This window comes from Xylanibacter brevis ATCC 19188 (assembly GCF_000621725.1).
GTDB lineage: Bacteria > Bacteroidota > Bacteroidia > Bacteroidales > Bacteroidaceae > Prevotella > Prevotella brevis.
The window spans coordinates 18,615-43,921 of record NZ_JHXM01000003.1; the positions used below are offsets into that span (position 1 = coordinate 18,615).

At 48.0% G+C, this 25,307-nt stretch carries 19 protein-coding genes; 5 read left to right on the forward strand and 14 right to left on the reverse strand.

All coding sequences use genetic code 11. The features are described 5' to 3' along the window. Positions 1-312: 312 nt before the first annotated feature. Both T433_RS15755 and T433_RS0102060 read left to right on the forward strand, forming a co-directional pair. The gene (locus T433_RS15755; protein WP_052356944.1) at positions 313-1,230 is read left to right on the forward strand and encodes a LicD family protein; all 918 of its coding nucleotides are present in this window, start codon (positions 313-315) and stop codon (positions 1,228-1,230) included. A gap of 9 nt (positions 1,231-1,239) precedes the next feature. Then, positions 1,240-2,286 (forward strand): CDP-glycerol glycerophosphotransferase family protein, encoded by a 1,047-nt coding sequence (locus T433_RS0102060; RefSeq protein WP_027454658.1) that lies wholly within the window; start codon positions 1,240-1,242, stop codon positions 2,284-2,286. Positions 2,287-2,312: 26 nt separating this feature from the next. Here the strand turns inward: T433_RS0102060 and T433_RS0102065 are convergent, their stop codons facing one another. From T433_RS0102065 to T433_RS0102095, 7 genes are read right to left on the reverse strand one after another with little or no spacing between them, the layout of a single operon-like run. Next, a complete protein-coding gene (locus tag T433_RS0102065; RefSeq protein WP_044109082.1) occupies positions 2,313-3,185 on the reverse strand; it encodes a LicD family protein in 873 nt (290 codons plus the stop codon). Then, a complete protein-coding gene (locus tag T433_RS15760; protein ID WP_081778318.1) occupies positions 3,160-4,209 on the reverse strand; it encodes a glycosyltransferase family 10 domain-containing protein in 1,050 nt (349 codons plus the stop codon). Before T433_RS15760 ends, T433_RS0102065 begins: the two co-directional genes overlap by 26 nt. Continuing rightward, positions 4,202-5,215, reverse strand: a complete 1,014-nt coding sequence (locus T433_RS0102075) for a glycosyltransferase (RefSeq protein WP_027454661.1) — start codon at positions 5,213-5,215, stop codon at positions 4,202-4,204. Before T433_RS0102075 ends, T433_RS15760 begins: the two co-directional genes overlap by 8 nt. Then, a complete protein-coding gene (locus T433_RS14390) occupies positions 5,199-5,948 on the reverse strand; it encodes a lipopolysaccharide kinase InaA family protein (protein ID WP_052356945.1) in 750 nt (249 codons plus the stop codon). The genes T433_RS0102075 and T433_RS14390 overlap by 17 nt, the downstream gene beginning before the upstream one ends. A gap of 3 nt (positions 5,949-5,951) precedes the next feature. Continuing rightward, entirely contained in the window at positions 5,952-6,950 is a 999-nt protein-coding gene (locus T433_RS0102085) for an acyltransferase family protein (RefSeq protein ID WP_027454662.1), read from the reverse strand. 5 nt (positions 6,951-6,955) lie between these two features. Beyond that, positions 6,956-8,071, reverse strand: a complete 1,116-nt coding sequence (locus T433_RS0102090) for a DegT/DnrJ/EryC1/StrS family aminotransferase (RefSeq protein WP_027454663.1) — start codon at positions 8,069-8,071, stop codon at positions 6,956-6,958. A gap of 16 nt (positions 8,072-8,087) precedes the next feature. Further along, on the reverse strand, positions 8,088-9,032 hold the full coding sequence (locus T433_RS0102095) for a lysophospholipid acyltransferase family protein (protein ID WP_044109083.1): 945 nt from the start codon (positions 9,030-9,032) through the stop codon (positions 8,088-8,090). A gap of 96 nt (positions 9,033-9,128) precedes the next feature. On the opposite strand from T433_RS0102095, the gene T433_RS0102100 reads away from it, so the two are divergent. Further along, positions 9,129-10,958: a sulfatase-like hydrolase/transferase gene (locus T433_RS0102100; RefSeq protein WP_052356946.1), complete on the forward strand. Its 1,830-nt coding sequence runs from the start codon at positions 9,129-9,131 to the stop codon at positions 10,956-10,958. Positions 10,959-11,271: 313 nt separating this feature from the next. Here T433_RS0102100 and T433_RS0102105 read toward each other — a convergent pair whose 3' ends face one another. From T433_RS0102105 to T433_RS0102115, 3 genes are all read right to left on the reverse strand, one after another. After that, positions 11,272-13,062 (reverse strand): LTA synthase family protein, encoded by a 1,791-nt coding sequence (locus tag T433_RS0102105; protein WP_155808283.1) that lies wholly within the window; start codon positions 13,060-13,062, stop codon positions 11,272-11,274. Between the two features lie 8 nt (positions 13,063-13,070). Beyond that, the gene (locus T433_RS0102110; RefSeq protein WP_027454667.1) at positions 13,071-14,900 is read right to left on the reverse strand and encodes an ABC transporter ATP-binding protein; all 1,830 of its coding nucleotides are present in this window, start codon (positions 14,898-14,900) and stop codon (positions 13,071-13,073) included. Between the two features lie 95 nt (positions 14,901-14,995). Continuing rightward, positions 14,996-16,984, reverse strand: coding sequence for an LTA synthase family protein (locus T433_RS0102115; RefSeq protein ID WP_027454668.1), 1,989 nt, complete (start codon positions 16,982-16,984; stop codon positions 14,996-14,998). A gap of 104 nt (positions 16,985-17,088) precedes the next feature. Here T433_RS0102115 and T433_RS0102120 point away from each other — a divergent pair, with 104 nt between their 5' ends. Beyond that, a complete protein-coding gene (locus T433_RS0102120) occupies positions 17,089-18,462 on the forward strand; it encodes a purple acid phosphatase family protein (protein WP_027454669.1) in 1,374 nt (457 codons plus the stop codon). On the opposite strand, the gene miaB is transcribed toward T433_RS0102120, so the two are convergent. Continuing rightward, on the reverse strand, positions 18,437-19,741 hold the full coding sequence (gene miaB, locus T433_RS0102125; RefSeq protein WP_027454670.1) for a tRNA (N6-isopentenyl adenosine(37)-C2)-methylthiotransferase MiaB: 1,305 nt from the start codon (positions 19,739-19,741) through the stop codon (positions 18,437-18,439). The genes T433_RS0102120 and miaB overlap by 26 nt on opposite strands. A 140-nt stretch (positions 19,742-19,881) precedes the next feature. Here miaB and T433_RS0102130 point away from each other — a divergent pair, with 140 nt between their 5' ends. Continuing rightward, a complete protein-coding gene (locus T433_RS0102130; protein ID WP_027449970.1) occupies positions 19,882-20,778 on the forward strand; it encodes a YitT family protein in 897 nt (298 codons plus the stop codon). 8 nt (positions 20,779-20,786) lie between these two features. Here the strand turns inward: T433_RS0102130 and nrdG are convergent, their stop codons facing one another. From nrdG to T433_RS0102145, 3 genes are all read right to left on the reverse strand, one after another. Beyond that, positions 20,787-21,275 carry an anaerobic ribonucleoside-triphosphate reductase activating protein gene (nrdG, locus tag T433_RS0102135; RefSeq protein ID WP_027454671.1) on the reverse strand — a complete coding sequence of 163 codons (489 nt, stop codon included), beginning with the start codon at positions 21,273-21,275 and terminating at the stop codon, positions 20,787-20,789. Beyond that, on the reverse strand, positions 21,272-23,506 hold the full coding sequence (locus T433_RS0102140; RefSeq protein WP_027454672.1) for an anaerobic ribonucleoside triphosphate reductase: 2,235 nt from the start codon (positions 23,504-23,506) through the stop codon (positions 21,272-21,274). Before T433_RS0102140 ends, nrdG begins: the two co-directional genes overlap by 4 nt. Positions 23,507-23,624: 118 nt before the next feature. After that, positions 23,625-25,286, reverse strand: a complete 1,662-nt coding sequence (locus T433_RS0102145; protein WP_027449973.1) for a nucleoside kinase — start codon at positions 25,284-25,286, stop codon at positions 23,625-23,627. Between the last annotated feature and the right edge of the window lie 21 nt (positions 25,287-25,307).

Consider the following 25,307-nt stretch of genomic DNA (forward strand, 5'->3'; position numbering starts at 1 on the left):
GCAGAGGAAGACGCCTCTCTCTCCTCCCTTCAAAGGGAGAACCGCAGAGGAAGCCGCCTCTCTCCCCTCCCTTCAAAGGAAGAACCGCAGAGGAAGCTGCCTCTCTCCCCTCCCTTCAAGGGGAGAACTGCAGAGGAAGCCGCCTCTCTCCCCTCCCTTGTAGGGGAGGGGCAGGGGGTGGGGTCAGTATTGTTATTATTCACCTCTGCTTTCGTTTTACGAAAAGTTCACTGCAAAAATACAAAACTTTTTTGAACACTGGACCATATCTATGAAAAAATGATTAACTTTGCAGCAAAATTAAGGTTAGCCATGCACGAAATAATAGAAAAACCGGGTTACGAACTTGACGAGACACTGAAAGAACTCTGGCAGGTACAGCTGGACCTGCTGCAGAAGCTGATAGATGTGTGCAACCGTCATAACCTGCGTTGCTGGGTGGACGGAGGCACCATGCTGGGCGCTGTTCGCCACAAGGGTTTTATACCCTGGGATGATGATATCGACGTAGCGATGATGCGAGAGGACTACGACCGCCTGAACGAGATTGCGGCACAGGAGTTCGAGCATCCCTATTTCTATCAGACGGCATATAGCGACACCGACTATTATCGCAGTCATGCGCAACTGCGAATGGATGGCACTACCGCCATTCGTCCCAGCGACTGCTTTCAGCCATTCCACCAAGGCATCTTTATCGATGTGTTTCCCATCGATGGTATTCCCATGGACGACGTGCGCGTGGACAATGCGCTGAAACGGAGCCGTCGCATCCTGCGCTTTCTGAAAGCAAAGAACACACGCATCTGGGCGTCGGGACGCATCGGACTGATTGGACGTAAGTGGCGCGCCCGCTACGCAGTCAAGAAACGTGGCTGGAGTACCATCTTCCGTGAAGCAGAAGACCAGTACCGCCAGTTCCCCGTGGAAACGAACAAATACGTTGGCGAGCTGTCGTTCACCGGCAAATCGCTGGTCTATCCTAAGGAGATTTACGACAAGACACTCTGGCTGGACTTTGAGGATATCAAAGTGCCTGTACCCATGGGATGGGACACCTATCTCACCATTCAATACGGTGAAGACTATATGATACCGCTCAAAGACCCCACAATGCATGGACAACTGATTATCGACGCGCATCGCGACTATCGCGACGTGCTGCCCGAGGTTCAGAAGGAATACAGCAATTCGGTATTCCAACGACTCTGGAAGAAAATCATCAAATAGCTATTGAACATGAAGATACTGCTATTCTGTGAGAACAAATATGCCGTGGATATCGTCAGACCACTGCAAGCAGAAGCTGACCGCCAAGGTGGACACGAGGTGTTGTGGTATGTGCACCAGAAGAAGATACCTGTCTTTCCACTGAAGGACGAGGTGCGCTGGACGCATTCCATGCAGGAGGCTTATGATTTCCATCCCGATGCGGTCTTTGCACCGGGCAACATTGTGCCTTACTACCTGAGCGGCGTGAAGTGCAGCATCTTCCATGGCTATGCAGCCGAGAAGCGCGACCAGTTTCATATCCGTAACTACTTCGACATCTACATGACGCAGGGCCGCTACTTCACCGAGGAGTTTCTGAAGCTGCAGAAGAAGTACCGCGATTTTGAGGTGCTGGAGACGGGCTGGACACGCCAAGACTGGATAGCCCGCCATCGGCATGACTTCGACCAGGAGCGAGAGGAGCTGCTAAAGAGGCATCAATGTGAACGCATCGTGCTGTATGCGCCGACGTTCTCGCCCCGCCTGACATCACTGCCAAAGATTAAAGAGGCACTGGTAAAACTGGTTGACGAGAAGAGGGTGCTGCTGCTGATAAAGCTTCATCCGCTGACCCGCCAGGAATGGGTGGAGGAATACAGGCAGTTGGCTGCTAGTCATCAGAACATCGTCTTTGAGGATGACTTCGCCGTGAGCAAGTATATGCTGATGGCCGACGCCATGGTGAGCGACACGTCTTCGACCATCTACGAGATGCTGCTGCTGGACAAGCCCGTCATCACGGTGGACACCGTGAGTCAGGACCCCTACTGGAAAGACATCCACGACGTCGGTCTGTTGACAGCCGCCTACGACGAAGTGTTCAGCAGTCAGATGCTGACAGAGAAGCGCCAATGGATCATTGCCAACTACGACCCTTACACCGACGGTCACTGTGCTGAACGCATGCTGCAAGGCGTGACAGAATACATCAAGCGCCACGGTGTGCCTGCTAAGCGCAAGCTGAACCTGTGGCGCAAGTATGTGAGCATTAAAACTTTCGGACGTGTGAAGTAGTCTCATTCTACTTCACACGTTTTTTTCTATTTCTTTTGTTCAGCAACATATTCCCTCCATGGCTTGTTCAAGTCAAGGAAGCGATAGTTGCGTGGCGGTATCTCGCTGGGAATCTCCATGTAGTTTCCATAGAGATGCGTGAGATACTCATCGGGCTTTGACACGCCCATCAGCATACAATCTTCGAACTTAACAGGGACGGGCTCGCCATACCACTCCTTGGGCATGGCACCCTTTTCCGGACGATAGTCGTGATCGGCCAACAACGGACTGTCGGCTATACGCCACTGACGGCGCACCTTGTCGAGCTTGGCATGCACATAGTTGGGCTTGAACAAACGGCGCAGCAGCAAGGTAATCATGCTGCGAATACCACGACCGTGCTTATAGGGATCGGTGTGGGTGAAATACAGCAGTTTCCACCACATCTTATAACGCGCATAATGACGGCGACGGGCACCGCAATCTTCTATCATGCCATCAAGGGGAAACAAGTCGATGGGAAGGCCGCCTACAAAATCATAACTGCGATGCATGCGATAAGTGGAACCGGCCTCTTGGACGCGTGCAAAAGGATAAGGATAGCCCTCGGTGCGGCCACCGCTTACCACCTCGTAGCCCTCGGGCATCCACTCGTCGGCATGCGCCAACAGGGTGTCGTAGTCCTCGCGAGGCATACCTACATCGGCATCGTCGTCCCAGGGAATGAATCCGCCATGACGCACGGCACCCAACATGGTGCCACACAGCAGGTAGTAGGTGAGATGATGTTCACGACAGACGCTGTCTATCGCTTTCAGTATATTCAACAGGCGTGCCTGCACTCGACGGGTCTCTTCGTCAACACGGTCACCGTGCAGCGCCAGAGCCTGCTCATTTGGATTGTAACTGGTTTCCATATCTTAAAAAATGCAATTTTGTTTGTAGCTTATAGTAGTTCTGGCTAAAGGCATAATGCACCATGTTGCGCCAGTCCATGCCCGAACGACAAGGATGAATGGTGACCGTCTGCTTGGGCGCATCAGGATTCATCTGGTCGCAGAGGCGTGCCACGTACTCAAACATGTTGTACTCGCCCAACACGCGCTGCTTCATGGCGTCGAGCACAGCCACCGACTGCTCGTAGCGCTGCTTCTGCAACTGCTCCTCGATGATGCGGATGGCCTGTTCGGGCTTGCGGATATCTATGGGTTCGAAAGCATCACGACTGAAATAGTCGGCCAGATTGGTACAACCGTGATAGATAGGGAAGGTGCCTGTGAGGTAGCAGTCGCTGATTTTCTCGGTCCAGTAATAGCGCTCTGACGAGTTCTCGATGGCGATGTGATACTTATAAGGACGCAGCACATCCCACTTATCGTCGAAGGAACGGAATCCGCGACCGAAGATGTCTAGCTGATCGCCAAAACGGGCTTTGAGCTTCTCTACAAACTTGATGCGATCCAGGTGGCCACGGGTGAAGGCCTTATTACTGGTAATAACAGAGAGAAGCTTCGTCTTTTCCTGTGGTTCAACTGGACGTTGAAGAGAATCATAATCCTCGGTGAATACATATCCCCCCTTTCCATCAGGCTTGTAACCCACGAACCAAGGAAGAATAGCCGGACCATATTTCACATGACGATGATGCATCTGCTGCTGACAGCTCACCACCAGTCCGAACTGATCAATGTAACGTTGTGGATATACCAACACAGAACGAGGCTCCGTGGTCAATAGAATCGTATTCTCTGGCGCCACACGACACGTCTGAAGGTCACGCACACCTTTACCCTGTACCACCCAGAAGTCAGCTTCCTCCATTGAATCATCCAAACAGAACTCATAGCGACCATCCTGTGAACGCAGGTTATGTCCAGGTGTCTGGCGATGCATGATGGTTGCGAGCCCTTCGCGGTAGGGCATAAATCTTACTTTATACATGTTGATTAAGATAATCGTTGGCTGCTGTTAGTCCTTGTTTAATATAATAGCCCTCATTAAGGCGTTGACCCATGTCAAGCGCATTCTGTCTCATTTGAATATAGTTATCAGACGACAGTTGTGCCACACGCTCCGATATCTGCGAAAGGGAATCAACACTAATACCCACCTTCTCGCTTACGATAAAGGGAGCCATTGCAGCTTGGCTCCATACGATAACAGGAATGCCGGCACGCAGATAGAACGATGTTTTGTGCGGATCGTTGATACGCAGGTATTCTCCCCAATCGCCCGTACATTCATCCAGTGAATCACCATCCCATACAAGACCGAAGTCTGCCTGAACCCTTGCTATGAAATCATCACTAGCCATAAAGCCATGATAGTGCAAAGATGGATTACCATTGGACTGATCATCGAATCCCTTACCATAGAGATCCATCTGCCAACCTTTCATCACGGGCTCCAGCTTATAAAGAAAATCATTACGCCAGCGCCCTAGATTACCTGCATATACGATGGTTGGGAGTTCCTGTGAAGCCTGTACAGTCTGAGTGTTATGGCTTTGCGACAAGTAATCAAATATCTGTAAGCAGTGAACACCCCCACGGAACCCATGCTTTATGACGTAGTCACGCATGGTAGGATTATGAACAATCAGAAAATCAGTCTTTGAGAGGCGCTTATTCTCTTTTTCTGCCGTGAGCTTATGGCGACGGAAAGCTCCTAAGTCATGGATAACCGTTACGACTTTAGCACCTTTCCATTGCGCCAAGGTACATGCCATATAGTAGAACTTCTTCATTGGATACTGCAAGAAGAGTACATCGTTCTTCTTGAGGTTCCATAGAATACTGGTTACACTGACTAGCTTCGTAAGGAATCGTCCGACCCCACCTTCGCCAAAGTTATGGCGAGTAAGATTGCGAAAACCCTCACGACGGCATATCTCATCAATATCTTGCTTAGCCTTATTATTGGTACCTACTTCAATGTAATACTTCATATTTTCCAAGATGAGTTATTTTCTTTCTACGTATCCATCGCTTATCATGGCGTTCCTTCACTCGGATAGCCTCTGCAATATCCGCTTCTGTCCATCCTCGCTGACGAGCATACTCTTTGAGAATGAAGCGATAGGCAGGTGTCAGCCAATAGAAAAGAGTCAGATTCTCCATACAATCATTTTTAGGAACCGGTCCGTCAAAGAACCTCATACGATTGATATCTATCAGTTCAAAATGATTCTCCGCATCGACCAAGACATTTGTAGGATTAAGATCGCGATGCAATACGCCGGCTGCATGAAGAGAAGCCACATACTGCGCATAGACCATAGCCAACTGTTCATCGAAGGGAGTCTGTTCAATCAGTCGTGGACGAATAGGTTGACTATCTGTGTACCCACAGACATAATAGACCTGCGAAACAAGACCAAGGCTAGTTTCCTCGATGTATGCAACCTCATGTGGGGTATGAAAACCTCGTTTACGCAACAGTACCGCATTCTCGTACGAGCGACGTGCCTTACTTTCGCGAAAGAATGTATATACTATCCTTTTTATGATATCGTTACGCTTGAAACGCTTCACGACTAACTTCTTCCCCTCTACCTCGAATAGACGCACCTGATTTCGTCCTTTAAACAACAAATCGCCATCGCCTGTAGCAAACAGACGTGGAATCTGATGAATCCAATTGCTCAGATACTGATATTCAGGACAAATAACTATTCTCATAGACTATATATTTTTTGCACGACGTCCCAAAACGACGGGTAAAACACGCTTAACAATCATAATAATTGGAACAAAGGCTATCAGGACTAATGCAGACGAGAAGAATAAAGCCAAATTAGCTGAGAAGATGTCCATATCCGAATTCTTCACCAGCTTAATAGGCGTATGAAGCAATTCACGATGGAACACAAGCGTTACGATAGAACCCAGGGATGATATACGTACCCATTTCCAGTCAATGCCATTCAAGCGCACGGACAGGAGGTAAATGATTGCACTACCCGTTAAGGACGCAAGAGAGAATAGCCAAAAGCTCTCACCATAGTGTCCTTCATACATCTTGGCGGTATCATTCCAATAACTGATTGTATAAGTGAGAGCGATGCACCCTGCCAACAGAAGTATCCATAAACCCCAGTTCAGAGAACTCAACTTAGCATTTATCTCTTCAAAGCGCTTTTGTGATGCAAAATAGTTACCCAGCATAAAGAACGGTAATGCCAGTAGCATATTAACAGCCGACCATGCCAAATCACTTTCGTACTGATTATAAGCCACGGCCCCACCAATACAAAGGCAGGACAATAGCAATCGGTAATTGGGCAATAACTGATAGATAAACTTTATGAGAATCAAAGTATAGACAAACCACAGATTACTACATCCATAGGCATCGTGCAGTTCATGGAATCCTCCCAAGATAGCCAAGACGGACCATAGCCACTGACCATCAGAGAAATGAGCGAACATATAGCCGGCAGCCTTGATGAAGGCAAGAATGAAATATGGGATAATCAGGTTGTGAAGGGTTTTCTCGAAACATACCTTCATGGATGTTTCCTGATGAGTGAGATAACCTGAAATTAAGAAAAACACAGGTACATTAAAGGCATAAACGAATGCCGACATCCCATCAGGAAAACAGTGTCCCCATATAATGGTTAGCATGCCAAGGGTCTTCATCCAGTCAACCCATACTTTCCGATATTTTGTTTGAGTCATAAATACTATTCCGCGTTTAAACTAAAACTATTCAAGACAGACACCACCTGGCGTGCCTCATCCTCCGTCATCACCTGACTGATCGGCAGACTCAGTTCCTGACAATGGATTTGCTCAGTAACAGGCAACGACAACTGACGCCATTGACTATAGCATTCTTGTTGATGAGGTGGTATCGGGTAATGAATGAGTGTTTGCACACCATGTTGAGTCAAGTAATCCTGTAGCAAATCACGGCTCTGACACAATACTGGAAAAATGTGATACACATTCTGCTGACTTGGCAGGCGCTTAGGTAGAGTGATTAATGGATTACGGAGCTCTGCATAGTATATGTCTGCTATGGCTCTGCGTTGCTCATTGTCTTCATCAAGATACTTCAACTTCACATCCAAGACAGCTGCCTGCAACTCGTCCAAACGACTGTTGCGGCCTGTATATTTAAAGACATACTTACGTTGCGACCCATAGTTTGCAAGCGCACGCACCGTGTCTACAAGCTCTTTATCATTACTTGTCACAGCACCTCCATCACCCAGTGCGCCAAGATTCTTTCCTGGATAGAAGCTATGTCCGGCAGCATCGCCAAGAGAACCCGTTCTTCTTCCGTCATAACAATGACACCCGTGTGCCTGAGCATTATCTTCCACAAGTTTCAAACCATGCTTCCGGCATATCTGAGAGATTTTCTCCGTATATGCGCACCTTCCATAAAGGTGAACGAGTAAAATAGAACGAGTACGTGAGGTGATATGCTTCTCAATGGCGTCTTCATCAAGTTCGAGCGTGTCTAAACGCGGTTCTACAAGTACAGGTACCAGGTTATTCTCCGTAAGTGCAAGAATGGAGGCGATATAGGTATTTGCCGGTACAATAACCTCATCACCAGGATGCATAACACCCAGTTCTATATAAGCACGATAAATCCATATGAGTGCATCGAGTCCATTGGCACAGCCCACACAATAACGGCAACCAATATACTCTGCATAGTTTTTTTCGAAGCGTTCGTTCTCAGAGCCCTGCAGATACCATCCAGATTCAACGACTCGTTGTATGGCCTTACTGATCTCTGCACCATGCTTCTGCGTAACCTTCTGTAAGTCTAAGAATTTTATCATGGCTTATCTCCTTGACTTATTTATATTCCTCCTTACGTATGATTTTACCATCTATCACGTCATACTTCCTGTTGAATTCCTCGCGTCCTCGTTTCCATCGGTTATGCGTCCACAGATAGAAAGATGGTTGACGGCGGATGCTCTCTTCGAGCAACTCGAAAAAGCGACGAGTGATAGCGAATTCCTCTTCTTTGGCGGCCTCGTTAGTTATCAGGCGGAAAGTGCAGATATACTTTCCCCGACGAGGGCGCTGCATGTCAACATAGAACACGGCATCATTCATTTTTTGCATGATGCGCTCTGCACCTGTAAAAACAGGGGTGTCATGATTCAGGAAATCAACCCATAGATGCATATTCTCCCACTTCGGACTTTGGTCACTAATATAGCCAAAGAGCGAACGACGATTCTCACGTTTCAGGGAGATGAGGCTACGCAAGATGTCTTGTTTTGGTACACATTGTCCGCCATGCGAAGAACGAATATCAATGAACAACTGATTGAACGCCTCGTTATAGAGCGGGTGGTAAATAAGTCCCATGACAGCACTCGGGTGACGTTGGAAAGCCAGCCCTGTTGCCGAGAGCCACTCCCAGTTACAATAATGTCCTAATATAGCAGCACAATTGCGGCCTTCATCAAAAACCTTCTCCAACTCCTCAACGCCTCTGAACTCAATATGTTTCAGCAGACTTTCATTGCTAATACTCAGCAGTTTCACCGTTTCTGCCACATAGTCGCAAAGCCAATGATAGAACTGCCGTTCAAGTTGGCTACGCTCAAGCTGACTCTTCTCCGGAAAAGAGTCTGAAAGATTATTCTGCACCAATTTTCGTCTGTACCTTACTATATAGAAGACGATGAGGAAGATACAGTCGGAAAGAACGTAATGCACGCACAAAGGCAGTAGCGATAAACTATAAGCTATGCCATAAAGCAAGTGGTATGACAGTCTCTTCATTACTGTTTTAGCTTTCAACGTTGCAAAGGTACAAAATAATTAGCAAATCATCAAATAAATTTGGCATTTCTCATGATTATTCGTAACTTTGCACTCATGAAAGAATCGCTTACCAAAGGTTTTATATACTATATCATAACGTCACTGTTCCTTGGCTGTTTGTTCATGTGCTATATCCAAGGTGACTCGGTGGTAGGAAAAATTGATTTCGTGGGATGGGTCTTCTTTATTTTCTCTTGCATCTCACATGCAGCATTGTTAGAACTGGCATTATTTCTTGTACTATTCCTCCCATTAGTGCTATTGCGTTGCCGACGTGTAGCTACGACAATGTTTGTGAGTAGCGTGGCGCTATTATATGCCATTGTTTTCTTAAACATGCAGGTGTATAAGATATATCGTTTCCATATCAACGGTTTTGTACTGAACATGTTAACGGGGCCTAACCCTGGCGACATCTTTCAGTTTGATGAATCGCTCGTTCTACGCGAAGGAATAACGCTCCTCATTATAGCACTTGTCGCCGTGGGCGCATGGTGGGCAGCTCACTGGCTATCACAGCGATGGAGACGCAACTATAATCATTGGGCTGCCGGGCTACTGGTGTTTTCATTATTGGTGGCCAACGGATTGCATATCTATGGAGCCTTTGTCGTTAAGCCTTCAATCCTACTAACAGCCCGTTTGGTACCTTATTACTTCCCTATATCCATGAGTTCTGACCTCGAGGCAATGGGATTTGAACGTAACATTCTTGATATCGACGAGAATGATGGTGGCAACGGAGAACTACAGTATCCACTACACCCCATCGAAGCCCAACCAGACTCAGCTAAAACGAATATCATCATGATTCTGATAGACTCATGGACCCGTAGGGCGCTTACCGAGGAATGCATGCCCAATCTGTGGAAAATGGCGCAAGAAGAACAGTTCTTTGCCAATCACATGAGTTGCAGCAATGGCACGCGCTATTCCGTTTTCGGACTTTTCACAGGATTGCAGCCTTACTATTGGCCTGCATTCCAAGGTAGCCATCAAAGTCCTTTGCTCATCGACCAGTTACTTTCTGAAGGGTATGATTTCCGTGCCTATCCAAGTGCTACGCTGCAGTCTCCCCCATTTGCACGCGTTCTCTTTCACCACGTTCCTAATCTAAGAACAGAAACATCTGGAAAAACGCCCTACGATCGCGACCATCGCATCGCTGCTGACCTGATAGGCGATATGCCGAAGATGGCAAAAAGCAAAAAGCCTTTCTTCGCATTTGCTTTCTTTGACATGCCTCATTCGCTAGCTTGGCCTGAAGACAAACCGCAACACTTCAAGCCCGCATGGCCGTATGCGAACTATGCCACATTGGATAACGATACACCTGTAGAACCATTCTGGAACTTGTATCGCAATCTCTGTCATGCCACCGATTCGCTCATTGGCAATATCATCAACGGACTCAAGCAAAATGGAATCTATGACAACACGCTCATTATTATCACAGGCGACCACGGGCAAGAGTTCAACGAAAACCACAATAACTACTGGGGACACAGCAGCAATTTCTGCGTTTATCAGGTAGGTGTACCATTCATTGCGCATATACCAGGCAAGGAGGCGAAGACCTATTCCCATCGCACTACGCACTACGATGTTGTCCCAACACTCATGCATAACTACCTAGGGGTTCAGAACCCGATAGAGGATTATTCTGCAGGACGGTTATTGACGGACACGACTCCACGTTTATGGCACTTCGTAGGTAATGAACTACGCTATGCCTTTCTTCTGGAAAAGGATACCATCCTAACCAAAGAAGGAGCGGGATGGATAGAAGTGACCGATGCCAATATGAAACCTGTGGACAACTATCAGATAAAACCCAAGGAATTCGACAAGGTGATAAAGAACCTAAACAGGTTCTTCAGATAAGAATTGCATCATCTTGTTTATTCTGCTTCTGTGCAAGTTTAACGTAACTAAAGCTGCACTTTAGCGGCACTAAACCATTAGTTTGGCGGCACTAAAGTGTAGCTTTTGTAGTGAATCTAAAGTCTGGAAAGGGGAAATCTAAAGTCTAAAATGATAAGTTTCAGACTCTAGATGCGACACTTCTAGAGTCTGAAACAAAACAACAGTGTTACTTTTACATTTAAAAAGCATAACTTTTCCCTGTAAAAAGCTTAACTTTTCTCTATCAAAAGCTTAACTTTTCTTCGTCTATGCCGCAATGATGTTGGGCACACTATTTATTGATGAGATCGTGCGAGATGAGCTGTAGCAGGGCCTTTCCTTGCTGCATGAGTCGCTCGCTATTTTTTCCCTCCTTAGCAACGAAGTTCTCCACATCGATATTGTAGGCCATAAAGCCCGTTGAGTCATACATACTCATGCCTTCTGTATAAGTATGGAATGCCATACTGCGAGTATAACTCTTACTGAGTACATCACGACTGAACGTAAAGTCGTCATGCTGAATGCCTAACTGGCCTAAAAGAGTGGCAGGAAGATCGCTCTGGTTACATATCGCAGGAATCTGCTTAGCTTCTTTTACCGCGCCACCTGTCCATATCATAGGAATATGATTGAAGAGGCGAGTACTTTCGTTGATGTTCTTATAGCGATAGCCGTGATCGGGCAATATGACAACAAGAAGATTGTCCCATGCCGGCAATTTCTTCAGTTGAGCCACAAAACGTCCGACGCACTTATCAAGATAGTTGAATGCATTATACACCTCATCATCAATATCATGGGTAGGAACATCCCAGGGTTCATGACTAGACAGGGTGAGCAAGGTCTTCATCCAAGGTCCGTCCGATGGTTCTGCCTTGATATCATTAAGCAACGACTCAAACATGATCTCGTCTCTCACTCCCCATTTTGCAGTACTCTGCTCATCACGACTATAATCAGCTTTCCATCTTAAATGCTCATAGCCTGTGCTCATCACATAGCTACGCATGTTGGTGAAATTAATATCGCCACCATAGTAGAAACTATTCGTATAGCCTTCCTGATGCAATGCCGACGCAATGGATGGCAACTTACGACTCTTCTCTGGTATTTTCATGATAGAAGTAACGGGCAATGCAGGATATCCACTCATGATACTAACCACGCCTTTGTCCGTACGCCATGAGTTCGCGTAACATTGAGTAAAGTAAACTCCCTCATGGGCAAGACGGTTTAAGTTGGGAGTTATATCCTTGTTTCCGCCTATCTCCGTGAACTGTCCGCCACAACTCTCCATGACAACAATCAGAATATTGGGTCGGGATGTCTTGAGAAGCGTGTCAGAGTCGATACTCTTCGTATTATAGAAGCCTTCTGTCAACTGGCGACACGTATCATCGTCGTAATAGTTGTAGTCAATAATATAATCGCTTGACTTACCAAGAGAATACAAAAAGGAAAAGAGAGGATTGACAGCCGAGTGGTTCAGGAACTGATTTTCGCTGTAATACACCTGTCCAATGTTGGTCGTTGACTCGCTTAGTCCGCCACGAATACCAACGACTATTAGAGGAGCCAGCAGCAAATAAAGAAAGACTTCGTGCCAAGTGCCACGTCTCTGCAAGGGTTTTGCAGCCTTGTCATATGAAAGAAATAACGCTATAACAAACAAAAGCCAGAAGAAGACTCTCATCACTAAATATCCCGTACTGACACTTGCAAAGGCCTCTGTAGGGGTATCCAGATATCCTAGACATAGAGCATCAAGCTTGAACTGCCAGAAAGCGTAGAGGCTCGTGTCTGCGACAAAAGCCAAAGAAAAGACAATAGCGATAATAACATAATAAGTACGATATACCCAACGCGGTATCCGTACCCATATATTAGCTATTACGAGTAAGAAGGGAACAATAAGGAAATAAAGAGCCGTTGAAAGATCAAGCGACAGCCCATGCCATATCACTTCTCCCACATCTGCCAAGCCAAACGGATGGTCTGCCTTATAGCAAAGCATAAACACAGGTTTGGCTACTACAAAGAAGAGTACCGTCAACAGGTAAAACTTCAACAGATATTTCACACTACTTTTCACAGCGACTGCATATCATTCAGTTTCTTGTAATAGCCATCCATATTGAGTAGCTCATCATGTGTGCCTCTTTCCACAATACGACCATCATGGAGAACACAAATCTCATCCGCGTTCTTGATGGTTGACAATCGGTGGGCAATAGCTACAGTCGTGCGCGTCTTCATAAGGCGTTCCAATGCATCCTGTACCAAGCGTTCACTCTCCGTATCAAGAGCAGAAGTAGCCTCATCAAGAATCAGGATGGGAGGATTCTTCAATATGGCCCGGGCTATGCTGACACGCTGGCGCTGTCCACCAGACAAGCGTCCGCCACGGTCACCGATATTCGTATCAAAGCCATTCTCACTCTGCGTAATAAACTCATAGGCATTGGCAATCTTAGCAGCCTCGATGATTTGTTCATCGGTTGCATTATCTACGCCGAAGGAGATGTTATTGCGGAAAGAGTCATTGAAAAGAATGGCTTCCTGATTGACATTTCCTATAAGCTGTCGTAGGTCATGTATGCCTAAATCCTTCACGTTGATACCATCAATGAGCACCTCACCTTCCTGTACATCGTAATAACGAGGTATCAAGTCTACGAGTGTGGACTTTCCGCCTCCGCTTTGTCCCACCAAGGCTATTGTCTTTCCTTTAGGGATAACAAGATTAATATTTCTCAGCACCCACTGGTCGGCATACTTAAACGACACATTGCGGAACTCTATCTCGTGTTCAAACGAAGCAATATGTTTAGGATTCTTCTGTTCTACGATAGTATTCTCAGCCATCAGTATCTTATCAATACGCTCCATAGAAGCCAATCCCTTCGGAATATTATAACCTGCCTTTGAGAACTCCTTCAATGGATTGATAATTGAATAAAGAATGACCATGTAGTAAATAAACGTAGGACCTGTGATTGTCTGGTTGTTGAGCACCAGAATACCACCAAACCACAACACGATAACAATCATGACCGTTCCCAGGAATTCACTCATAGGATGGGCAGACGACTGACGTATGTTCACACGCATCAGATTATCACGATACTGGGAGTTGATACGGTCAAAACGCTGGTTCATCTTATCTTCTGCACAGAAGGCCTTGATAATACGAAGACCGCCTAAGGTCTCCTCCACTTGGCTCATGGTATCACTCCACAAAGCCTGTGCCTCAATACTCTTACGCTTCAGCTTTCGGCCGACAACACCCATAACCCATCCCATCACAGGGACAATAACAAGGGTAAAGAGGGTCAATTGCCATGAGATGAAGAGCATCGTACAGAAATACGCAATAATCAGCACAGGATTCTTGAACAGCATGTCGAGCGACGACATAATAGAACTTTCCACCTCCTGCACATCACCACTCATACGGGCAATGATATCACCCTTACGTTCTTCAGAGAAAAACCCTAAGGGCAAAGACGTAATCTTTTGATAAAGCTGATTACGAATATCGCGAACCACACCTGTACGAATAGGAACGATGCATGCCGACGTCAGGAAATAGGCGCCTGTCTTCAGCAGGGTGGTAACAGCCAGGAACAAGCCGATAAACAGCAACGTCGTTGTTTGACCATAATCGCGAATCAGACAATTAACAAAAAAATTCAAGTTATTCATCAACACTGCCTGAACATCGCTCCAGTCCCATGCCATATAGCCACTCGCGGCATCAGTCTCACCCGTCTGGAACAGTATCTGTAAGATTGGAATCAATGCTGCAAACGAGAATATATTGAGAACGGCCGACATGATATTGAAAAATACCGACGCAGCAAGATATCGATTATATGGAGGAACAAACCTACGTAATACTTGCAGGAATTCTTTCATCTTCTTTTTCTATTTATATTATTTGTTTGCAAAGATACGAATATAAATCCAAATAACAGGTACGATAACGTGTAAAATTAGGAAAACGCCCTATCCTATTGATGTTTCGCAGATGGAGCTATCACCAACTTATCGTTATTCATACGATACATGTACTGCTGGATAATGGATTTCATCTGACTGGTCATGTGCTGCAGCGTGTCGGCAGGCACCTCCTTGAGTATGTTCTTACTAAAGACTGAGTCAGTGCGATAACGGTAAGCTGCCGTCACTTCTTGTCCGTCGAACTCCAGCACGTATGGACCTTTCACAAACTCATAGCCATTGCTCTCTGGCACCCAGTGCAGGGCATGTGTCTCTTCTGCTGGCGTATGCAGCATATCTTTTCCAAAGGCCAGATAAGGCTGGTCGTAATGAAGATAAGCCAGCACCGTAGGCATGATATCAATCTGTTCCACCACACGTTGGGTGTCATAGCCACGCAACGACTCGTCGCCGGGCGCATACAGGATGATAGGCACGTTGAACAGTCCTAATGTTGTCTTGTAGAAGGGGTCTATGGGCGAACTGCTATGGTCTGCCGTCAACACAAAGAGGGTATTCTTGAACCAAGGCTGTTTGCTGGCTTCCTTGAAGAACTGTCTCAAGGCGTGGTCTGTATATGCCACACACTCTTGCAGGGGAATCTCGCCTTTAGGGAACACGTTCTTGTAGCGTGCGGGCAGGTTGAAAGGCGTATGCGAGGTTGCCGAGAACAAAGCAGTCATAAAGGGTTGCTTCATCTTGTTCATCTGAGCGGCATAGAACTGCATAAACTCTTCATCCCAAATAGCCCAGGTGCCATCAAAGTCTTTATCGCCATTGAAATGCGGATCCTCGTTATACTCTGTTCTGCCATAATAACGCTGGAAACCGGTGGCACGGGCAAAAGCCTGGAAGCCCATCGAGTTGTTCTGAGCACCGTGGAAGAAGGCGGTGGTATAACCTTTCTTCTCGCCTAACTCACGCGCCAGACCTGACATATGGTTCAGGGAGGCAGGCGTCAGGAACAACGGCTCTACGTAGTTTGGCAGCGACGACAGCGTGGAAGGCATTCCTTCGATACTCTTTCGGCCATTCGAATAAGAATATCTCCAAGTGATAGCGCCATGAGCAATCAGCGAATCCACGAAAGGAGTAAAGCCCTTGTAAGCACCGCCACGCAAGGTCTGGTTGTAGTAGCCCATGTGCTGTTTGCCCCAGCTCTCGAGTATAAGCACCACTACGTTCTTGGGCTGAAAGGCCACCGAGTTGTTGGGCACATGGATGGGCGTATAGAAAGACAGTGCCTCTTCCTCGCTCATATAACTGGGAGTCACAAGGGGTTTCTTGCTGAGCGTACGGTAGATGCTGAAAGGTGTGTTCAGTACAATGCCTGTCTCTGCCGGACGATCCACAAACTGATTGGCATTGCTGATGGTGATAGGGCGCACAGCATGCGAGAAGCCTCCGCGCATACCGGCAACGACCAGCGGAACAGCTGCCACGAGTATCACGGTCTGAGTGGCATAATAGCGCCAGGACGCCTTTACCGCCGACACCTGCTGCGGGCGGAACACCTTCCACAACAGCCACGACAGGGAAAAGGCCAACAATACCAGATACCAGTTTGCCAAGAACTGTTCGCCCATAATCTTTGTCATTCCGCCCACGCCCTCATGACTAAACTCGTAGAATACAGAGGTGGTGGTTCGCTTTCCCGTATATGGGAAATAGACGCAGTCGCACAGGTTTGCCCATATAGCTACAGAGTTGCAAACCACGTAAATCCATTTCACCACTTGGTAATATCCTTTCCGCTCTTTCCAATGCAAGGGAAACAGCATCAGCAAGATAACCAACGCATTGGTATAAAGAATGGCAGTGGTATCAAAGATGAGACCCGCAGCAAAAAGACTGGCAGCATGGCCCCACGTCATTGTATCAGCATAAAGCGACCAGTTTACCAACAAGAAAACCAATCTGCAAAACGTGAACAGTAAGAATATGACAAATAAATTGCTAACCAAGCCCACAACGGGATATCTAAAGAATGTTCTTCTCATAATATTCGTCTTTAAAAGCGAGTGCAAAGTTACAAAAAAGTGGATATAATATGGCACTTTTCAAAGAAAAAGTAGTAATTTTGCGACCAATGAAACAGAAAAGAATGAAGAGAAAAGTAACCTGGACCATCGCCACCCTTCTATTGGTGGGTCTCGGGTCTTGGGTCTATAGCCGTTGGAACGTATGGTTCCACAACCCTGACGAAGAGCCTTATACCGCCAACAGCACACCTCACTGGGTGCTACTGACCTTTGGCGACTCCACAGAATGGGCACGCAATGTGAGCTGGCAAGGCGACAGCATGGTGCGCCCGTCGCACCTGGAATTGGCACAGTTGCCCGATGGCGACACCATCCAGATTTCTGCCAATGGCGAGGTCTTCGAGTCTCGCGCCGGAAAGGCTGCTTATTACGTGGCCCGACTGCGCAACCTGCAACCCAACGCTTGCTATGCCTATCGGGCAGTGACAGACGGCAAGGCCTCTGAGTGGTATCATTTCAACACCAGCAAACAGACGCACGACGACCTCTCGTTCCTCTACGTGGGAGATGTTCAAGACACCCTTTACGGCGAGGCCAACCGCTTCCTCCGTGAGGCTCTCCACCGACACCCACAGAGTGAGTTCCTGGTTTGTGGCGGAGACCTGACGGAACGTCCCACCAACCAGCACTGGACAGAGACCTTTCGTGACCTCGACAGCGTGGCTCAGCATCTGCCACTGGTGTGCGTCACCGGCAATCACGATTACCTGAAAGGGGTTATCGTATCGCTGGAGCGCCGCTTCTCGCTCATCCACTCTTACTATCTCGACTCGAAGGTTGGCGACAATCAAGTGTTTACGTTTCACTACGGTCCCGCCCAGTTCTTCTTGTTAGACAGCAACCGCGAGTTTCCTTACCTCTTCACCCAGCGCAACTGGCTAGAAGAACAGCTCAAGCACAGCACTGCCCGCTGGAAGATTGTGGTGCTCCACCACCCTCTTTTCTCTCTGAAAGGCAACAACAACCTGATTCAGCGCTGGATGTTCAACGACCTCATCGAGGTGTATGGCGTTGACCTCGTGCTGCAAGGCCACGAACATGCCTACGGACGTATGACTCGCCACACCGACGAGGGCCAAGCCACCACGCCCATCTATACCGTCAGCCACTGTTCACCAAAGAACTATTACATCCAGTTTGACGACCGTTTCGACAAGTTTGGCATCTCTAGCCGTTACTATCAGACCGTGAACATCTCTGGCGACACGCTAACCATGGCTGCCTACGAGGTGTACCAGCACACGCTCTACGACTCTGTTTGCGTGATTAAGAAGGGGGCAAACACCCACATCCAAGACTACGGAAAGGCCATTCCCGAATATACAAAATTTACGCCCGACCTCTCTCGAAAGAAAGACCGGGCGTATGCCGAACGCATCGAAGCGTACAGAAAACGTCATCCCGAACGCATCAAAGGGCTTCGCCCAACAAAGTAGCACTGGTGCTACCCGTGATACGCACGCGAACTGTTTCGCCTATATGGTGGTTCTTCTTGTCGAAGACCACCATTTTATTTTGTTCTGTTCTGCCGCACAACTGCTCGCGCGAACGCTTTGAGAAGCCTTCTACCAGCACATCAAACTCCTTGCCCTCATCCTTCTTGTTCTGTTGGGCAGAAATCTCTGTCTGCAATGCAATCATCTCGTTCAATCGACGAATCTTCTCTTCCTCTGGCACATTATCAGGCAAATGCTTTGAGGCAAACGTGCCGGGACGCTCTGAATACTTGAACATAAAGGCTGAATCATAACCCACCTCGCGCATCAGCGACAGTGACAACTGATGATCTTCCTCGGTCTCGTCGTGATAGCCCACAAAGATATCTGTTGACAAGCCACAGTCAGGGATGATTCGACGGATGGCAGCAACACGGTCCAAATACCACTCACGCGTGTATTTACGGTTCATCAACTTCAAGATACGGTCACTACCACTCTGCACTGGCAGGTGGATATGCTTGCAGACATTAGGCATATCAGCAATCACCTGAAGGGTCTCGTCGCTCATATCCTTAGGATGCGAGGTCGTAAAACGGATACGCAGCTCGGGAGCCTCCTCTGCCACAGCCTTCAGCAACTTTGGAAATCCCATACCTTCGAAGTTATAGCTGTTGACATTCTGGCCAAGCAGGGTTACCTCCTTAAAACCGCGGTCACGCAAGTCGCGCACCTCACGCAGGATGCTCTCCACATCACGACTACGTTCACGACCGCGAGTATAGGGCACAATACAGTAATGACAGAAGTTGTTACAACCGCGCATGATGCTCACAAAACCGCCAATCTTATGTCCAAGACCAATACGCTGAGGCACTACATCACGGTAGGTCTCGGTTGTAGAAAGTTCAATATTGATAGCCTTATGTCCCAGCTCTGCCTGCGCTACCAGATCGGGCAACGACAGATAGGCATCAGGACCTGCTACGAGGTCGGCACCATGGTTCTGCAGCAGGTCGTCTTTCACACGCTCTGCCATGCAACCCAGCACGCCAACCACCAAACTACGCTTACGCTTCACAGCATTTAGCGCTTCTAATCTATGATAGATCTTCTGTTCGGCATTATCACGCACCGAACAGGTGTTCAGGAATACAGCATCGGCCTCATCAATATTCTCGCAGTTCTCATAGCCTGCCATCTTCATGACCGATGCCACCACTTCCGAGTCTGCCACGTTCATCTGGCAGCCGTAAGTCTCAATAAAAAGTTTCTTCATTAGCTAATTTCTCAATTTCGACTGCAAAATTAAGAAATAATTATGAATTACAGACTTTAATAAAAATAATTTCACCTTTATATGTATATAATTAGTAAATATTTGTACCTTTGCATCTGAATTACACAATAACGCAAAAGATGAGTTTTTCTAAAGTTAACATTTGGACCGAAATACGTGATTACACACTTTTGGCTATCGCCATGATCAGCTATAGCATTGGATGGACCGTATTTCTCTTGCCCAACAACATCACTACGGGCGGTGTTGCGGGTGTATCATCTATATTGTTCTGGGCCACAGGCATTCCCATCAACGTCAGCTACTTCCTCATCAACGCTGTATTGTTGCTCATCGCCCTGCGTATCCTGGGATTTAAATTCTGCTTGAAGACCATCTTTGCCGTCTCTGTGCTGACCACCGCACTGACCATCATGCCGCAATATATCACGGTTCATCTGCTCCGCGACCAGCCATTCATGGCCGCCATCATCGGTGCCGTTTTCTGTGGCAGTGGCGTGGGCTTGGGTTTGGCTGCTAATGGCTCTACCGGTGGCACCGACATCATTGCGGCTATCATCAACAAATACCGTGATATCTCACTGGGACGCGTCATCTTGATTTGCGACGTCGTCATCATCTCCAGCAGCTACTTCGTACTAGGCGATATCGAACGCGTGATCTATGGCTATGTGGTTCTCTATGTCACCTCTTTCTGTATAGACCAGGTCGTGAACTCCATGCGCCGTTCGGTGCAGTTTTTCATCATCAGTGACAAGTACGAGGAGATTGGCCAGCGCATCAATCGCGAGCCTCATCGTGGATGTACCGTCGTTGATGCCCATGGCTTCTATTCTGGCAAAGAGGTCAAGATGCTCTTTGTTCTGGCCAAGCGCCGACAGAGCGATGTGATCTTCCGCATCATCAACGAGATAGACCCCAACGCTTTTGTTTCTCAAAGTGCCGTTATTGGTGTTTACGGAGAGGGCTTCGACCGCTTTAAGGTGCGCAGCAAAAACCCCAAGAAGATAGAATAATCCGTAACTTATTCTTTATAAAGACACACTTTACCTTCGCGCAGCGAGGCAGGCACGTCTATCAGACGCTGATTGCGTGAGCCGCGAAAGTGAAGTGTTTCGTCGCGTTGTGACTTCACAAACGGACCGTCCACCAACACGTCAATCTTTTCCAGGAGTGCCTTCTGGCGCGGATTGCTCACCAGTGCCTCATAGGTAAAGCCGGTGTAGCACCATATATCCTTGTCAGTACGTGACTTGATGGCTTTTGCCAACTCGGTAAAGCCCTCGGGCTGATACATCGGATCACCACCCGAGAAGGTCACGTTAGCAAAGGGGTCAGCCTCTATGACGCTCATAATCTCGTCGGTCGTCATAGTATGACCGCCTTCAAAATCCCACGACTGCGGGTTATGACAGCCAGCACATTGATGTCTGCAACCAGCACAATAAATGGAGGTCCGGAATCCCGGACCATCCACCATTGTATCTTCTATAATGCTTAATACGCTAATCATGAAAACAGTTTCTGATCACCATCGTCAATATGTGTCACGCGGTCGTTGAGCTCAGCCAGCTTACCGCTGTTCCATCGGTCGGTTGTGCCCACCAGATAGCCAGTGATACGCTGAAGGCGGTCGATATTGGTTGAACCGCACTTTGGACAAGCTTTCAGGTCGCTCTGTGCATTCTCGTAGCCGCAGTCCATGCAGCGGTTGCGGTTGTGGTTCACCGAGCCGTAGCCCATATTCAGGCGGTCCATCATGTCAACCACGCTCATAATCACCTGTGGGTTGTGTGTAGCGTCACCATCAATCTCCACATAGAAGATGTGTCCACCACGGGTCAAGTCGTGATAGGGAGCCTCAACCTCTGCCTTATGACGTGCCGAGCACTTGTAATACACAGGCACATGGTTTGAGTTGGTATAGTAATCGCGATCTGTCACGCCAGGAATACTGCCGAAGTCGCGACGGTCTTTCTTTGTGAAGCGTCCGGCCAGTCCCTCTGCAGGTGTTGCCAGTACAGAATAGTTGTGATGATACTGTTCACAGAATCCGTTGACACGGTCGCGCATGTAGGTCACAATCTTCAGTCCCAGTTCCTGAGCCTCCTCACTTTCGCCGTGATGTTTTCCAATCAAAGCCACCAAGCACTCTGCCAGGCCAATGAAACCGATGCCCAGTGTACCCTGGTTAATCACGCTTTCCACTGTGTCGTTGGGGCCCAACTTATCAGCACCAATCCACAAGCTCTTCATCAGCAAGGGGAACTGTCGGGTGAAGGCGGTCTTTTGGAACTGGAAGCGGTCGTCCAACTGCTTGGCCGTGATTTCCAACAGGTCGTCGAGCTTAGCAAAGAACTGACCGATGCGCTGTTCCTTGTCTTTGATATCGCGGCACTCCAGCGCCAGACGTACGATATTCATTGTCGAGAACGAGATATTACCTCTTCCCACACTGGTTTTCGGTCCGAAACGGTTCTCAAACACACGCGTACGGCATCCCATCGTTGCCACCTCGTGCAGGTAGCGTTCAGGATCGTCGGCACGCCACTCCTCGCTCTGGTTGAACGTGGCATCGAGGTTCAGGAAGTTCGGGAAGAAACGACGGGCCGTCACCTTACATGCCAACTGATAGAGATCGAAGTTACGATCCTCGGGCAGGTAGTTCACACCACGCTTTTTCTTCCATATCTGAATGGGGAAGATGGCCGTTTCGCCACCGCCTACACCCTCGTAGGTAGAGAGCAACAACTCGCGCATCACGCAACGACCCTCTGCCGAGGTGTCTGTACCGTAGTTGATAGACGAGAACACCACCTGATTACCACCTCGTGAGTGGATGGTGTTCATATTGTGGATAAAGGCCTCCATGGCCTGATGCACGCGTCCCACCGTTTTGTTGATGGCATGCTGGCGCACGCGGTCCAATCCCTTCAAACCATCCAAAGGCTGTTTCACATAGTCGAGCAGCGGCTCCTGGTAGAGGGCTGAGTAGTCCTCACCATTCAAGTCCTCCAGATATTTCAGCTCCTCGATATACGACAGGCGTACAAAGGGTGCCAGATAGAAGTCGAATGCAGGGATAGCCTGACCTCCGTGCATCTCGTTCTGCGCACACTCCAGCGAGATACAAGCCAGCACCGAAGCTGTCTCAATACGCTTGGCGGGGCGCGATGCACCGTGTCCGGCAATGAAGCCACAGTTCAGGATGTGGTCCAGCGGGTGCTGTACACAGGTGAACGACTTCGTGGGATAATAGTCTTTATCGTGGATATGCAGATAGTTGTGTGTCACGGCATCACGACTCTCGGCCGACAACAGATAGTCATCGACAAAGGGCTTGGTGGTCTCTGAAGCGAACTTCATCATCATGCCAGCAGGTGTGTCGGCATTCATGTTGGCATTCTCGCGCGTGATATCATTATTCTTAATGTTCACGATATCCAGGAACACGTCGCGGGTCTTTGCCTTACGGGCAATAGAACGCTGGTTACGATAGGCGATATACTTCTGAGCCACGTCCTTACGACTTGACTTCATCAGCTCCAGTTCCACCATATCCTGGATTTGCTCCACCGTCATCTGTGTCTCACCACGCTGGGCCACATGATCTGTTATCTGATTGAGCAGGTTGTCATCCTCACCTTTATCGGTGGTCATCATCGCCTTACGGATGGCAGCGATGATTTTCTGCTCGTTAAACCCGACGATTCGTCCGTCGCGCTTCACAACTGTCTGTATCATAATACCTTCGAAAAAAGTGTTTTATGGTTATCAAAAAATTCTCTGCAAAGATAACAAATTCTTTCTATAATCCGTACTTTGCAGAGAACTAATTTCTAGTTAAAAAATGTTTTAGTCATCAATATTCAAAAGACGACCCGCCCAGGAACTCGCGCAGCAGCGACGTTGGCGGAATTTGGTCTTCTGGTATTGGCTTAATATATTTCAATAACTTATGCAATCGGTAGGCCTCCGAATACTCCGGACAGTTCTCGGGCACCTGTTCCAACAGCGGTTCCGCCTGGCTCTTGATGACGGCCAACTCGAAGAGCATGGCCGAGTTGAACATCTGGTCGGCATGTTCCTGGAATGGGAATATCCACGTGTTCTCGCCCCTGCGCACCGATGGCCAGCGGCGAATGGTCTCCTGTGCCGATACGCCACGGTACTTATGGTCGCGCACGATGCGGCGCAACAGTCGGTTGTCGGTAGTAGCAATGTAGTTATGACTATCCAGCAACAGGGTGGTAAGTGCCGAGGCATAAACACGATAGATCTGTTCTTGCGGCACACCTGCAGTCAGTTCTGGGTTGAGGGCATGAATACCTTCCATCACCAGCACCTGGTCGTCTGCCAGGCGCAGTTTCTTGCCACTTTTCACGCTTTTTCCTGTCGGGAAGTCATAACGAGGCAGTTCCACCTCTTCGCCCCTGAAGAGAGCATTCATCTGTTCGTTCAGCAAGGGCAGGTTCAGGGCATGAAGGTTCTCGAAATCATAGTCGCCAGTCTCATCTCTCGGAGTTAGGTCGCGATCCAGGAAGTAGTCGTCCAGCGAGATAGGCACCGGTTTGATACCATTCGTTATGAGCTGCACCGACAGACGTTTGCAGGTAGTGGTCTTACCGCTCGACGACGGACCGGCAATCAGCACCAGTCTCACTCCCTTTCTGTTGGCTATATCATCAGCAATCTTAGCAATCTTCTTTTCCTGTAGGGCCTCGCTCACCTGTATCAGCAGGTTGCTATAGCCATTCTGGATAGCCTCGTTCAGGTCGCCCACGGTTCTCATGCCCATCAGCTGCTGCCAGCGGTGGCTCTCCTTGAAGATACCAAACATCTTGTCTTGCATCACCAGCTCGCCCAACTCATTAGGGTGTTGGGGCTGCGGTATGCGCAGCAACAAGCCATCGTAGTATTTCTCTACGCCAAAGAGGTATAGATTTGACGTGGTGGTCAGCAGCGAGCCGTAGTAGTAATCATAGTAACCATCTATGTCGTATAGGGTGGTAAAGATCTCGCCACGACTCTTCAGCAACTTCACCTTCGACATAGAGCCCAAGTCGGTGAACAGGCGGATGGCCTCTTCGGTGCTGGTTTCATGGCGATGGATAGGATAGCCCGCATCCACAATCTCCTGCATGCGGCGGCGTATCTTGCCGGCATCCTCTACCGTGACGGGGCGTCCCAAGTCCAGATCCACATAATAGCCATTCGACACCGGAATGTCGATGCTCACCCTGCATGGGTTGTAGAGGTCGTGACAAGCCTTACATAATACAAAAAATAAGGTACGCGTATATGTACGTATGGCCGTGGGCGAATACATATCCAGGAACTCCACTTCCTTGGGCTTATACACACGAAAGTGGATGCCCTCTATTTTATTGTTGACACGTGCACACACAGGACCATACTCCATCGTCAGCCCTGAAATCTTAAAGATGTCCAGCAGGTTGCATCCCATGGGCACTTCAAGCATTTTTCCTATGTTCTTACAGAACACGTTTATCTTTTTCTCCATATCTTTCCCGTTTTGATTAGT